The 13,627-nt window shown below is 43.1% G+C and carries 11 protein-coding genes and 3 pseudogenes; 3 read left to right on the top strand and 11 right to left on the bottom strand.

The window, feature by feature from the left end:
• The first annotated feature begins 18 nt into the window (after positions 1–18).
• A pseudogene (locus V6N89_RS17905) lies at positions 19–1,442 on the top strand (sodium-dependent transporter).
• 139 nt (positions 1,443–1,581) lie between these two features.
• Here V6N89_RS17905 and V6N89_RS17900 read toward each other — a convergent pair.
• Together V6N89_RS17900 and V6N89_RS17895 are read right to left on the bottom strand one after the other, a co-directional pair.
• On the bottom strand, positions 1,582–2,415 hold the full coding sequence (locus tag V6N89_RS17900) for an NAD-dependent epimerase/dehydratase family protein (RefSeq protein ID WP_338518761.1): 834 nt from the start codon (positions 2,413–2,415) through the stop codon (positions 1,582–1,584).
• Positions 2,416–2,591: 176 nt separating this feature from the next.
• On the bottom strand, positions 2,592–3,407 hold the full coding sequence (locus tag V6N89_RS17895) for a DUF2884 family protein (protein WP_338518760.1): 816 nt from the start codon (positions 3,405–3,407) through the stop codon (positions 2,592–2,594).
• 335 nt (positions 3,408–3,742) lie between these two features.
• On the opposite strand from V6N89_RS17895, the gene V6N89_RS17890 reads away from it, so the two are divergent.
• On the top strand, positions 3,743–3,934 hold the full coding sequence (locus V6N89_RS17890; protein WP_159627831.1) for a hypothetical protein: 192 nt from the start codon (positions 3,743–3,745) through the stop codon (positions 3,932–3,934).
• 128 nt (positions 3,935–4,062) lie between these two features.
• Here V6N89_RS17890 and V6N89_RS17885 read toward each other — a convergent pair whose 3' ends face one another.
• From V6N89_RS17885 to V6N89_RS17870, 4 genes and pseudogenes are all read right to left on the bottom strand, one after another.
• Positions 4,063–4,434: a hypothetical protein gene (locus V6N89_RS17885; protein WP_338518758.1), complete on the bottom strand. Its 372-nt coding sequence runs from the start codon at positions 4,432–4,434 to the stop codon at positions 4,063–4,065.
• 172 nt (positions 4,435–4,606) lie between these two features.
• Positions 4,607–5,920 carry a mechanosensitive ion channel family protein gene (locus tag V6N89_RS17880; protein ID WP_338518757.1) on the bottom strand — a complete coding sequence of 438 codons (1,314 nt, stop codon included), beginning with the start codon at positions 5,918–5,920 and terminating at the stop codon, positions 4,607–4,609.
• 3 nt (positions 5,921–5,923) lie between these two features.
• Positions 5,924–6,816 (bottom strand): annotated as a pseudogene (locus V6N89_RS17875) (acyltransferase).
• Positions 6,813–7,727: an acyltransferase gene (locus V6N89_RS17870; protein WP_338518756.1), complete on the bottom strand. Its 915-nt coding sequence runs from the start codon at positions 7,725–7,727 to the stop codon at positions 6,813–6,815. The pseudogene V6N89_RS17875 and the gene V6N89_RS17870 overlap by 4 nt, the downstream one beginning before the upstream one ends.
• Positions 7,728–7,840: 113 nt before the next feature.
• Here V6N89_RS17870 and fghA point away from each other — a divergent pair.
• Positions 7,841–8,685 (top strand): annotated as a pseudogene (fghA, locus tag V6N89_RS17865) (S-formylglutathione hydrolase).
• On the opposite strand, the gene V6N89_RS17860 reads toward fghA, so the two are convergent.
• From V6N89_RS17860 to V6N89_RS17840, 5 genes are read right to left on the bottom strand one after another with little or no spacing between them, the layout of a single operon-like run.
• Entirely contained in the window at positions 8,677–9,873 is a 1,197-nt protein-coding gene (locus V6N89_RS17860) for a putative bifunctional diguanylate cyclase/phosphodiesterase (protein WP_338518755.1), read from the bottom strand. The pseudogene fghA and the gene V6N89_RS17860 sit on opposite strands and share 9 nt — an antisense overlap.
• A 16-nt stretch (positions 9,874–9,889) precedes the next feature.
• Positions 9,890–10,798 carry a hypothetical protein gene (locus V6N89_RS17855; protein ID WP_346993051.1) on the bottom strand — a complete coding sequence of 303 codons (909 nt, stop codon included), beginning with the start codon at positions 10,796–10,798 and terminating at the stop codon, positions 9,890–9,892.
• A gap of 9 nt (positions 10,799–10,807) precedes the next feature.
• Positions 10,808–11,293, bottom strand: coding sequence for a Rab family GTPase (locus tag V6N89_RS17850; RefSeq protein WP_338518753.1), 486 nt, complete (start codon positions 11,291–11,293; stop codon positions 10,808–10,810).
• Between the two features lie 15 nt (positions 11,294–11,308).
• Positions 11,309–13,066, bottom strand: coding sequence for an OmpA family protein (locus V6N89_RS17845; RefSeq protein WP_338518752.1), 1,758 nt, complete (start codon positions 13,064–13,066; stop codon positions 11,309–11,311).
• A gap of 3 nt (positions 13,067–13,069) precedes the next feature.
• The gene (locus tag V6N89_RS17840; protein ID WP_338518751.1) at positions 13,070–13,612 is read right to left on the bottom strand and encodes a hypothetical protein; all 543 of its coding nucleotides are present in this window, start codon (positions 13,610–13,612) and stop codon (positions 13,070–13,072) included.
• Between the last annotated feature and the right edge of the window lie 15 nt (positions 13,613–13,627).

Genomic DNA, 13,627 nt, shown 5'->3' with positions numbered 1-13,627 from the left:
TCAACAAGAGGAAGGGATATGAGCGGGGCCAGAGAACAGTTCGGATCGCGCATAGGGTTTATTCTAGCGGCTGCAGGTTCAGCAGTAGGCATAGGTAATTTGGTTGGTTTTCCTGTTGGTGCAGCCAAAAATGGTGGCGGTGCATTCTTGTTAATGTACGCTATCTTTGTCTTTGCCATCTGTTTACTTATGATGTTGGCTGAAATGTCAGTCGGTAGACATGCCAAAAAGGACCCTCTAGGAGCCTATAGTGCAATTAGCAACAACAGCCCTAAATGGAAACTCGCAGGGTGGCTAGCCATCGCAACGCCATTTATGATAGCCGTGTTTTATATGGTCATTACGGTGTGGATATTTGGCTATCTCTACGAGGCGGTAAGCGGTAATCTAGATAAGCTTGCTGACCCCAACACATTTGGCTTGTTCATTAACTCACCGTCTATTTTCGCCTATATGGCGGTAGTCGTAGCAGTGGTTTATCTTATTTTGCAAGGCGGCGTAAAAGAGGGCATCGAAAAGGCAGCCAAGCTTCTTATGCTTAAGCACTTTTTGTCATGCTTCTTGGTCTGGTCGTATTTGTACTGACTCGCGAAAATGCCATGGCAGGGGTTGAGTTTTATATTGTTCCTGATTTCTCAAAGTTAACCGCTTCTGTCATTAATGGCGCATTGTCCCAAGCGTTTTTCTCGCTATCGCTAGGAATGGGCATATTGATTACCTATGGAAGTTACATCGACAAACGCGCTGACGTACCAAACTCTGCTAAGTTGGTCGCATTAACTGACACTGCGGTAGCATTTACTGCAGGCTTGATGATTTTACCTGCTATTTTCTCATTCAACCCAGAAATAAATCCTGATGAATTAAGTGAGTCATCGGTTGGCATGATTTTCACTTACTTGCCGAATATCTTCCTAGCGCTTCAAAGTTCTATTGGCTACGTGGGCGCTTCAATCGTAGCGAGCCTTTTCTTCTTGCTGGTGTTTTTCGCTGCAATTACATCACTTGTTTCCATCTTCGAAGTTCCCGTTGCGGCATTGATGGACGAGAAAGGAGTGAGTCGTAAATGGGCGTTGGCATCGCTAGGCAGTATTATGATTGTTCTGGCCATATTAAGTGCGTTGTCATTTGGAAAAGTGGAGTTTCTAACCACATTTATGCACTATGCAGGGGTAGATAAATCGCTCTTCGATGTCATTATTGATGTGTTTTACGAGACGATTTTGCCGCTCAATGGATTGCTAATTTGTATTTTTGTTATCCACCGCTGGAAGAGTGCTAATTTTAATACTTCACTTGAGGAAGGCAGCAGCGGCTTCAAAGAAAGCTGGTTCGAAAAATATGTCGATGTTTCTTTAAAGACGTTTATTCCGTTCATTCTGCTTGTCATTTTCGTCAATACGGTAGCAGTTAAGTATTTCGGTTTTAGTTTTTTTGGCTAATTCGCTAAGACTGCTGCGATTGGAGTGAAAACATTAAGAGTATGAAAAAACGGCGACTATTTAGTCGCCGTTTTTTGTGCATTACACGTCATCAGAACTGCTCAGCGCACTGCTGAGCCTTTTATCAATATGTATACCATTAGAACATTGCGTCGGGCGAAGCATATTGAGGAACAATACCCAATTTTTCCCAACTTTGTGAGGCATCAATTACCTTTCCACAAGGTTTGTTGTCAGTTTCACTAAATACAGGCGGAGTAACCTGTAATGCTTCGGCAGCCGCGACGTAATACTCTCCCCTTTTAGGGTGTTCATTGGCGCAGAGGTGGTAGAGCTTTTCTTCGGTAGGTGCTGTAACAATCTTCTTAAGGGCACTTACTACGTCAGTAATATACACAAGATTTACTCGTTTATTGCCTTTGCCTACGGTTCTCCCGCTCAATGAATTTGCAGGGTGTCGATCAGGCCCTACAAGACCTGCAAGCCGCACGCACGTGTAGTGAGTTGACCTATGAGAATCACATTTACTCGACAAGCGCTCGGCGAGATACTGTTCAACTGCCACGTGTGCTTTTGCTGATTCAGTTTCTGGATGCAATGGCGCTTCTTCCGTTAGCGTATTATCAGTGCTATCTCCGTAGACTGAAGTGGTGCTTATAAACACAATATGAGCTACGTTTGCGCTAATGGCATCGTCAACAAGCGTACACATGTTCTTGGTGAACGACGCTAAATTGGTATTTCGTCTGCCGGGGGGAATATTAATGACAAAAGTGGCGCCATTTAGATGTTTCTGAAGTTCCCGAGTGTTGTCACCCAGTGCAAACTTAACACCTGATATTCCCTTTTTTGATAACAACGCTAATTTGTCGTCGTTTCTGCTGGTCCCTACGATATCCAAAGTTTGCTGAAGCGCATCACCAAGATAACCCGCGAGCCAGCCATAGCCACTAATGACAAGTTTCTGCTTCATGAGCTTGCTTTCACTTATGTACAAAGAGTGAAGTGATCATTACTCAGCTCGTTAAAACTAGCAAGTCCGGGCTAGACAAATAAGCATTTAAGAGTAATAGAGGTGATAAAACAACGATGCCGAGCAATTTGCTCGGCATCGACATACTTGTATATTACTTAGGGGCGTTGCTGAAATTACATCTTCATTTCGCCGTGACCATCTAGGTCGAGTAAGTTCAGGTCATCAAGGCCAGAAATAGAGGCCTGCATTTTACCTTCTGCATAGTCTGCTTTTTTCAGCACTTCACACAACGCTTGACCCTTTTCTTCTAGCGCAGCTGCCTGTGATTCCAAACGGTATTCAAGATCTTCACCCCACGCTTCCATTCTTTGCTCAAAGTCTTCCATATCGCCGCCTTCCCACAACATTTGAGTGCCAAGTGCGATTAAGATCCTGCCCATCGACTCGCTGATAAGCGTTTCAAGTTCTTCTTCAAACTCTTGCTCCCAGCTTTCGTCAAACCAACCCGGCTCGTCGTATTGCGCTGAGTCAATGCGGATATTTCCAGCATCATCGTAAAACGACGCTGACAATTTGCCTTCAAGGTTGGTAAACAACGTTTGAAAGCTCGCGTCCATGTCATTGTCTGAACCGAGTAACTCAGAGAAAACTTCGGTCACAGCGACGTTCGCAATTTCCAGTCCTTCACTGGCAATAGTTAATGTCATGGGAATAGCTTCATCAATACGATTGTAATACTCGCTTACCCATTCTTGCTGTTCGCTGCTTAGCGAAACATCACTGCCATTAACGGTAAGGTTATGAAACTTGTCAATTGTCATAACCGAGCCATCGTCCATTTTGACAGTCAAATCGCCTTGATAGTATTTGATGTGACCATCTAGCTCGATATCACAGCTATTGTTCTGGAAGCTTGAATTGTGAGCCAATGCCTGGCCACTAAACAAAACACTTGCTACTGCAGCTGAAAGTAAAAGTTTTTTTGACATTGTTTTTTCCTTAATCAATCTTGCCATGGTATAGCGTTATTCATTTATCATTGATGTACTATTGACATATCTATTGCACTGTCTACTGCTATCTACTGCAATGGCCTTGCCATAAATTATTTTCATTTTAAAACAATGGCTTAATTGTTTTGTGAATCTGGCGTTCTTAGCTTTTCGTTAATTAATTAGTGAATTTGTCGACAAAGTAGCAATTTTGACCAAGATCAAGAAGTCGTTAAACTCGTCATGTCCTATAGAATTAAACCCAGCTAAAGCATGTTCAAAAGATTTTAATTGGTGCATAATACCGCCAATTATTTTAAGGGGTTACCACAATGGCTGATTGGATTAATGCAATTATGTTTGGTGTTGCGCTAATTGCTTTTACGCTAGGACTAAGCAGCATCGTTATGGGCTTTATGACAGCAAAAGCTGGCGCAGAAGGCATGCAAGAGAAAATCGAGTATGGCTTTTTTGGTGTCACTGGTTTAGTACTGTGCTTACTTATGGCATATGCCATTGCGTAGCGACTGCCTGCCAAAGCAACAAAACCAATAACTAACATATTGGTTTTATCAGATGGTTTGTCCTGTTATTCAACACGGCAAACCATCATAATTATTCTCAATTTACTTCCCGTCTAAACAGTATTTCTTCAGTCTGTGCTATACCATTTAATTTCATACGGGCTTCGCGTCGAATAAAACCCAATATGGCGAGAGTAGGGTTTTAGTTCAATGGTTTGGTTTTCACGATCTGGACGCTGAGCTTGGATACCGCTGATTTGTGCGTATACGTTGTCTCCAATAACACTCAAAAAACCAGCATCCATGGAATGCTCGACGAAACCAAGGTTCATATATATTCGAATGCTCTTTCCTTGCCGGATGGCAGCGGTAAGGGCTGCAATTGACCCACTTATTGCTTTCGCATCATTGTTTTGGTGGTAAAGCAGCTGAGGTGCGGCGCTCACCGTAGCACTCAACATGAATAAGGCAAAAAAGAGAACCATGGACGTTTTTTTCATTGTCGTCACCTTGTAAATAAGAAGACCACAATGTTGCTACACCTCAGCACCTTGTTCATTGCAGAAGGTATGATATTCATGCTCAATAGTACGCTTCGAGTGTGCCGCTTAACAGAGCGCATTACAAAGGCGAGCAAGCCCTAGGTGTACACTTAATAACCGAAGCGTAACACTACTGATCGACTTGCTCTGCAGGTATCTTACTTTCATGCGAGAATGCAGATGACTCGCGATGCGCTAATAAAGACAAATGCCCATCTCGCTGATAAGCGTGTAGGTCAAAAGGGGCAAGCATAGCCATGACATGGTCGAAGATATCTGCCTGAATCTTTTCGTACTTAACCCATGCTTTTTCTGCACTAAAACAATAGATTTCCAATGGCAGTCCAAGTTCATTAGGCGGTAATTGGCGTACCATTAGTGTCATATCTTGATTTATGTTTGGATGCTTACGCAAATAGGCCTCTAGGTAAGCCCTAAAAGTACCGATATTAGTCAGCCTACGGCTATTTAATAAATCAGACTCGTCTATAGAAAAATCGCGGTGATAGTCGCGCAGTTCGTTCTTCTTTTTCTCGATGTATTCATTGATATAACGAATACCTGAAAAGCGCTCTAACATCTCGCCATCGCATAGCTTAATTGAATGTATATCGATATAAATAGCGCGCTTGATACGGCGACCACCGGACTCTTGCATACCACGCCAATTCTTTACCGCTTCTGTAGTTAAGCTGTATGTGGGTAACGTTGAAATAGTGTTATCCCAGTTCTGCACCTTAACGTTAGTTAAACCAATCTCTAAGATTTCACCGTCTACCTCATATTTGGGCATAGCAATCCAATCGCCAGTATTGAACATGCGGTTGGCCGCAATTTGAATACCAGCAACGAATCCTAATATGGTGTCTCTGAAAATGAGCAAGAGTACTGCAGCGAGTGCGGTGAGCCCCGAAACTATCAGAAGGGGGCTTCTATCTACAATTAATGAAATGCTCAATAAAATAGTGATTATGGCGAAGGCGAGCTTGGTTACTTGAATAAAACCGGTTATGGGTGCACGTCTTGCAAGCGCTGATGCATTGTAAACGTCTTCTACCGTACTTAGCAGTGCATAGAGGGCCAATAGCCCGCTGTAGAGCATGTAAAGTTGAGCCGATTTGATAACCATACCATGCATGATGGCTTCATCTTCTATCAATACTGGTGTCGCAATATAGATAAAAAGTGCAGGGAAAAGGTGCATTAAGCGCCGGAAAAAGCCATGCTCTTGAAGTGCGTTGTCCCAGCGGTTATTCGTCTTATAGACCCAGCTGGCAATTTGTGGGCGAACCAGCAGCCTGGCAATGATATAAATAAGTGCACTGATAACGAGGATTGCGCCTAGTGCTAATACATTATAGAGCGGGTCCTCTGTAGTGAGGCTCGGAAAAACATCTTTTACAAAGTGAATAAAAGTATCTCTAATTGAGCTGCTCACTTCCATCTATTAAGACTCCAATAGTTTCTTAATTCGGTTGTCTTTATTTTTCCACAAGCTATTTAACCAGTCTTGAAAATAGAGACGAAACTCTGACTCTGTGCGCTGTGATTGTTGCTGTAATTCAGGCACTGGAGTGACATTGACGTCAATCACTATTTTTGTCATTCGACCGCTAAGCATTGCCATCATAGGATGATTTTTATTCTCTGGATACAGTAGTGAGATATCTAACACGTTAGTAAATAACTCGCCCATTGCAGCAAGTGTAAATGACACACCGCCCGCTTTGGGGGGAGTAAATTTGAATATGGGCTTTGCTTGGCCGTATGTTTTTCTGTAGTGAAACGCGTACCTTCTACAAAATTGATTACTGTGGTTGGAACGGTTCTAAACTTTTCACAATAGGCTTTGGTGGTCTCGAGATCTTTCCCTTTCTTTTCGGGATGTTTTTCCAGGTACGCGCGAGTATATCTATGCATAAACGGCATATCTAGCGCCCAAGCACCTAAGCCGACGAAAGGTAACCAAATAAGCTCTTTTTTCAAAAAGAACTTTGGCGCTGGGATACGGTGAGTTGCAAATTCGATCAACAGGATAATATCAAGATAGCTAAGGTGATTTGCAATAATGAGATACCACCGGTCCTTTGCGAGCTCTCCGTGTACCGCACATTCAATGTCTATATTGTTAAATAAACGAATGAGCAATACGCTGAATCGACCAAAACTGAACATGAGCGTGTGCATGATCTTGTTCCATAGTGCTTTAACAGGGCCGTTAGGCAAAAGTAACTTCACCAGCCCAAGAACAATAATCAAGCCACCCCATAACGCGAGGTTTAAAACTTGAAGAGTGGTATGTATGATAAAAATAAATGGAGCGAGTACTGCACGGATCATAATGGTTTCTGCGTTGCGTTAAGTGATTCCAATAAGCTATCTTTTGCTTGCCAGCGTTCGTTCAACCAAGACTGAAAGCGGGCCCTAACTTGCGGGTCGTCGAAGTAATTATCACTAAATATGCCGTTATCCATAATGTCTTTTATGGGCATTACATCGATATTTACACGAATGTTACGAACCTTACCGCTAACAAAATCCCAGAACGAGGGAACACCTTGCGGATAATCGATAGTCACGTCAATAAGCTTGTGCAATTGGTCACCCATTGCAGAAAGCACAAAGGCAATACCGCCCGCTTTAGGCTTAAGTAAATGGCTAAAGGGGGAAGCTTGCTTTTCATGCTTAGACTTTGTGAAGCGGGTACCTTCGACAAAATTCATGATACTGACAGGTTTAGTTCGAAACTTTTCACATGCTTTTCGCGTAGTTTCCATATCTTTACCCTTTAAGTGCGGGTTTTTCGCCAAAAACGACTTTGAGTATCTGCGCATGAAAGGAAAATCTAACGCCCACCAAGCAAGCCCGAGTATAGGGACATAGATAAGTTCTTTTTTGAGAAAGAACTTTAAAAATGGAATCTTTCGATTGAATACGCGCTGCAACACGAGAATATCAACCCAAGATTGATGATTGGCCAGCACAAGATACCAATCGTCACGATTGAGCTTCTCGAGCCCGTTTACTTGCCACGTGGTGCCCCCGCTGATTCGTTGGTTAATATTGTTCACACTTATCCACGCAGTGGCGCAGGCGTCTAAGAAGTATGAGATAAAACGGCGCCATTGAGGTATGGGAATGAGCTTAAATATCGATAGCAACAAAATGGGCGTTGCCCATAACACGGTGTTTAAAAAGTAAACGATGACGGAAATTGTGCCAACAACATGATGCAATAGGGCTTTTACCATTTTACTTACCTCAAAAATTAGGCACTTAGTGTAAACGAACTTGATCTAAAATCCGATAGAGCCTTTACTGATTCCACAATAAAGGCGCAAATTAATGATGAAAAGGAAACAAAATGGAGCTTATAGGTGAAAATAGAGTGTTTGGTGGACAACACCTGCGCTACACCCACACCGCAACTACAACACAGTGCGAGATGACATTCGCAATTTTCTTACCGCCATTTGCTTCTAAAGACAAACCTGTACTCAAGTACTTTATTGGTTGTCTGGCCTGACTTGCACGGACCAAAATTTTATGCAGAAAGCGGGAGCAATGAAACTTGCCGCCGAGTTGGGCATGGCCATTGTTGCGCCTGATACTTCTCCTCGCGGGGAAAACGTGCCTGACGATGCCGACGGCAATTATGATTTTGGGTTAGGTGTAGGTTTTTATGTTGACGCCACAGAAGCGCCGTGGAACACCCATTATAAAATGTATAGCTACGTAACAGAGGAGCTCCCAGCCCTCATCGAGGAAAGTTTTCCCGTGACAAAAGAGCGTGCCATTAGTGGTCACTCAATGGGAGGCCACGGAGCACTTGTTATCGGTTTGAGAAATCCTAATAAGTACGTTTCTGTATCTGCGTTTAGTCCTATTGCAAACCCAAGCGACTGTCCTTGGGGACAAAAAGCGTTTAGCAACTATTTGGGTAGTGACAGCGCACAATGGGAGCACTACGATGCTGCCAAATTGCTTACCAACAAAACGCATTATGTTCCCTTGTTGGTAGAGCAGGGAACGAAAGATGAGTTTTTACACGAGCAGCTTAAGCCAGAATCACTTGTTCATGCGGCGCAGCGCTCGGAAACACAGCTTACGCTTAATATGCATGAAGGCTATGACCATAGTTACTATTTCATCGCGTCATTTATCGAAGAGCATTTAGAGTTTCACGCAGGGCACATGGGGTTAATTTAACCGCTTTGCCACGGTGATAAATTCGCTAAGTGGCACAGGTCTTTGATAAAGGTACCCTTGGCCATAGTGGCATCCATGCATCGTCAAAAAATTTTGTTGCTGAGGGGTCTCAATACCCTCAGCAATAATGTTGATATTGAGGTTTTTGGCGAGACCTAGGATGGCCTGAACTATGGCTTGGTCGTCGGTATTGTTTTCTAACTCACTGACAAATGAACGGTCAATCTTGAGTTCGTCTATGGGAAGCTTTTTGAGGTAAACCAGCGAGCTAAACCCCGTTCCAAAGTCATCAATCGAAACGGTCACACCCATAGAGCGAAGCTCGTTAAGCAGCACAGATACGGTATCTAGTCGTTTGATAAGAATACTCTCGGTTAGCTCTATTGAGAGGTGTCGCGCGTCAATGTTGTGCTCGTTGATTGCTGCTTTTATTTGGTCAAGTAAGTCCAGGTCGCTCACTTGGCGCCCGGAAATATTAATAGCAAGCCTAATATCGATATTTGCCGCGTTAATTTGTTTTATCGCGTCACATGCTGCATCGATAAGCCATTCTCCAAATGGAAATATCAAATCACTTTTTTCGGCCAAAGGGATAAAGACTTCAGGAGGAATAAACTTTCCTTCTGGAGTAATCCAGCGGGTCAGGGCTTCGCACTTGACTATTTTACCCGAAGCCAAATCAACAATAGGCTGTAAATAAAGCTTAAGGTGATTGTTTTTAATTGCTTCTCGCATCTGATTTTCAAGATGATTCACGGCGTGATGCTGTCTATGTAACTCTTCGCTGTATGCAAGCGCGATATTTTTACCCGCGTATTTAGCGGCTTGAAGTGCAATATCGGCGTGGTGTAGTAAGGTCTCTGCTGAATTACAGTTACTTGGAAAGCTCACCTCTCCAATGTTTACCGCTAGGTTTGGTTCGGTTCCGTCGAGCACGGTGTAGGTGCGCGTGAGCTTCTCGATTAGCCCGGGTATTAACGCATCATGTGATGACGACAGTGTGTTGTCGTCGCGCATAATCAATGCAAATTCATTACTGCCAATTCGTGCAATAAACCCGGCGTTATTAACATATGACTGAAGGCGCAAGGCAAAAGACTTTAGAATTTCATCCCCAGACTTATAGCTGAGCATCTCATTAATGCGTTTGAATCGACATATATCGATGATAAAAAGTTTAAACGCCACGCCTTCGTTGATGAGCTTAACGAACCGTATTTAAGAAGATACCTCTACTGGCCACATTTGTGAGTGAATCCATACCGCTTGCACTAAGCACTTTTTCACGTTTGTTGTGAATGTGCGTAATGTCAGTAAACAAATAAACCCAATGCGTCAATTGGGTACCTTGCAAGACAGGGTGTATTGTCAACTGCAGCCATGCATTGAAGCTTCCGACGGGCTGCCAAAATACTTCGCCTTGCCATGGCGCTTTTTTCTTAATCAGGGAAGGCAGAAATGACTGGGAGGCGTCCAAAATATTCAAAAGTTCATCAATACGTGTCGAACTTGGCGTAGTGCTGTTACACACAAGTAATCGATGAGCCGCTTTATTGTCTAGTACTAAGTGGCCTTTAGCATCAATGATCACAACACCTGTATCTAAATCATATATAGCTTGCTGAATAGGTGGTACTAGTCGCTGGAGTCGATTATTTTTTCTGAGAACATCATTGAGTTTGTGTCTGATATATTCGTGTTGCCCCACTATTTCATGATGGCTGAGGAGTAACTCTCGTGCAGCTTGTAGTGTCTTACGCTTGTCGTTAAATTCGTCCTCAACATTTTTTATCACCAAATATCGAGATTGCGCTCCACTATTAATCGCCAATGCTTCTAAGCGCAACTCTGTATCATTGATTCGTTCAGTCCAAAAACCTGAAGACAATGTGAATGCCGCGTCGCCTTGCCACACTTCATTCGCATCAATGAAAAAATCGGTTAGAAATAGAGAAGGGATATCGCTTTTGACTAAGCGGCGCTGGTCATCGAGTAATACGACACCATGTAACCATCCTAGGTCGCTTGTTAAGCACTCTATGTCGTCATTGCTGTGACATCGAAACAATGCACAATTGGTGATACCTAAAGCATTTAATAAGTGAATATCCATGGATTTCCCCTACCAGAACGCAATGGTATTAAACAGCGCTTCAACATTCTCACCAGTTTTTGCACTGGTTTTTACTAGAGAAACGAACTTTTGCGCATAAGCGTTCAACTCTTCTTCGCTCCAATGCCAGCTGGTGGGAAGGTCAGTTTTATTTACTACAAAAAATGCAGGAATATTGGGGTAGTGGTCTTTGGCTAACTCCAAAATTTCCATACCTTCTAGCAAAGACTGAGAGCGAGTTTGATCAACAACAATAATATAAGCGCTGGCACCACGAAGGTATCGGGGATTAAAGCCACAGTAGCGATCAATTCCCTCTAAGTCCCAGATTAGAAGCTGAACGTCTTGTGATTCTTTGCTGATCTGCTTTTTATCTATTTTGACGCCAATTGTCGTTTTGTACTTTTCTGAAAAAATACCTTCTACAAACTGCTTGGTTAAGCTGGTTTTTCCAACACCTGTTGGTCCGAGAATACATACTTTTTTCTGAATCACCTTCCAGCTTCCTTACTATTTCACATCGGACGTTAAAACATTAATCATAACAGAGCGCCCCATTGATGCTTTTTTCAATGGCAGTTCACCGAGGCTTACGGCAATCAGTAGTTCGCTTTTGACACCAAGTGACACAAGCGTGTTCACGACAGTGTCTGCTCGTTTTTGGCTTAACACTTTATTGCGCGCACTTGAACCTGAATTATCACTGGCTCCCAATACTACAATGCTAATAAACGTATTCGTCTTAATCGCCAGCGCCTCAAGCGTAGATATGTCGCTGGCTAGCAACTCTAGCTTTGCTAACTCTACTGCAGAAATGGTGTCTTGGTTAGTAGCAAAAAGTACACTTTGCGAAGATATTTTGTCGACAAGCCTGCCAAGCGCCGCTCGCTGAAGTGTTTCATCATTAATCTCAACCACAGGGACAATAGCCAATCTTTGTGTATTAATGATAAGACTATCGATGCCAGGGATTGATTCTAGCTGTTGAGTCAACTGGGCCGCGGTAGATGAAAACACTTGACCACTAATGGCTATTTCACTCGCGGCTTCATTTACTGATAACGTTTCTCTGTCTTGTAATGGATAGTCATTAAGCAGTTGGGTGAGCTTTTGTTTGACCACTACTGGTTTAAGAGAAGCGAAAGGCTCTTCTATGATTCGAATACGCGTCGTATCTACTTCATTTTGCTTTAGCCACTCATCGACGCTAGTCACAGATGGGTCTCTCAATACCTTAGTATGTATTTTACCTTGGTCAATATAGGTGTCTGCGACGAGTATTCCATCGGGTGGCTGCAGCCTTTCAATATCGTTTTTCAAAATACTAAGTGAGAGGCGCAAAGAGGCGAGTACCATTAAAATTGCAGCGACAGCGAAAAGCAGGAGTGCACCAACAAGTCGTTTGGGCTTTTTCTTTTGTTCTTTTTTTTCACTTACTAAGCAGTCTGAGAGGATCGTCTCTGCGCCATCAAATGGTGCATTATTTCCGTCATAGTTGGTTAATGGCGTTTGGTAAAACTGATGAAACTGTTCGAGTGTCAGCTGAAGCTTTCTGCGCATATCGGGGGGAACAATACCCGTCACCGCCGCGACTAAAATGGCTTGAGGCCCAATTTTAATAAGTAACGTGAAATTACCCGTCTTTATCTCACCGATTTCATTTTCTGCGTCACCTTGGCTTTCACTAAAAGCATCGGCAACAAAGTCGTTAATGGCAACTAACATTGAAGAAATGAGGTCGGCATCTTTCTCCTTTTCAGGATCGGAAGAAACATTGCGCAGCAGAGTCCCCGTTTCTCTGTGAATAACGAGTAGTTGCTGGACTTGGTACTGATATATCTGCGCGGCGACAAATTCAGAATATTTGACCCCCGATTGCCACGCCTTGAAGCGCCATGAAATACTCTTGGGGCTCAAGCTATTTTCAATAAGCGTGTTAGTCCGCTCAACAAATTCAATGATGAAAGATGAAAACGCTTTTCTGACTAATGTACCAACGAGCGGGTAAAGCGAACCCACAATTTTATCACTGTTCGCTTCTATTGAACGATGTAACGACTTCTCGACTAATGGCACCAAGACCTTATTGACAGAGCCGTCTTTATTTTCGCGGGTAATTAACGCCTCTGAGACAACGTCACTGACATAGTGTTTCGCATTCTGTTTTAGCTTCTCATCGACAAACTTTTCGTCACGCCCAATAAGCAGCGCTCTCACGTTATCAAGAGAGCGATCTGTGTTTTCAGGTGAGGGCACCTTACTGGTCATGATTTAGCTATCGGTAGCGAGATTTGTTGCCATCGTTGACAATAGATTAGCCAACGTTTTTCTGTCTGTTTTACTCTCAGAAAGCTCGCTAGTCACTTGCTGCAGTTTTGCCAACAGTTCTTGGTGACGTTTACTAAATAGATTATCGAGAGACTCCAGCTCTTTGACTACATGTGCTTCGAGTGCATCGTTGTCACTTTTGGCAGAGGTTTCCGCTATTTCCAGCTCGCTCTGCAATCTATCAGTTGTACTCTGAAGATGAGCTTGAATAGTGCTATGGCTTTCATTTGCACTGGCAAGTTGATCACTTAACGTTGCCACATGTTCATCAATTGTCTTTCGAATTTCACTAAATTGTTTATCAAGCTTGTGGTTCAAAGTGGTGAAGTTTTCTTCTACACGCGACTCTAAAGCTGACAAGTCGGCTTTAAAAGCTCGATTTGTTTGGCCAAATAGAATTTCTCGAAGCTGTGTTAACTCATCAGTCTGTTGTACTGAATCGGCTGGAGTCGGTGCTTTCGCATCCTTTTGCTTCTTGTCTTCCATAATCATCTCCGGCGA

It is taken from the genome of Alteromonas gracilis (genome assembly GCF_036870955.2).
Taxonomy (GTDB): domain Bacteria; phylum Pseudomonadota; class Gammaproteobacteria; order Enterobacterales; family Alteromonadaceae; genus Alteromonas; species Alteromonas gracilis_A.
This window is presented reverse-complemented; position numbering and strand designations above follow the sequence as displayed.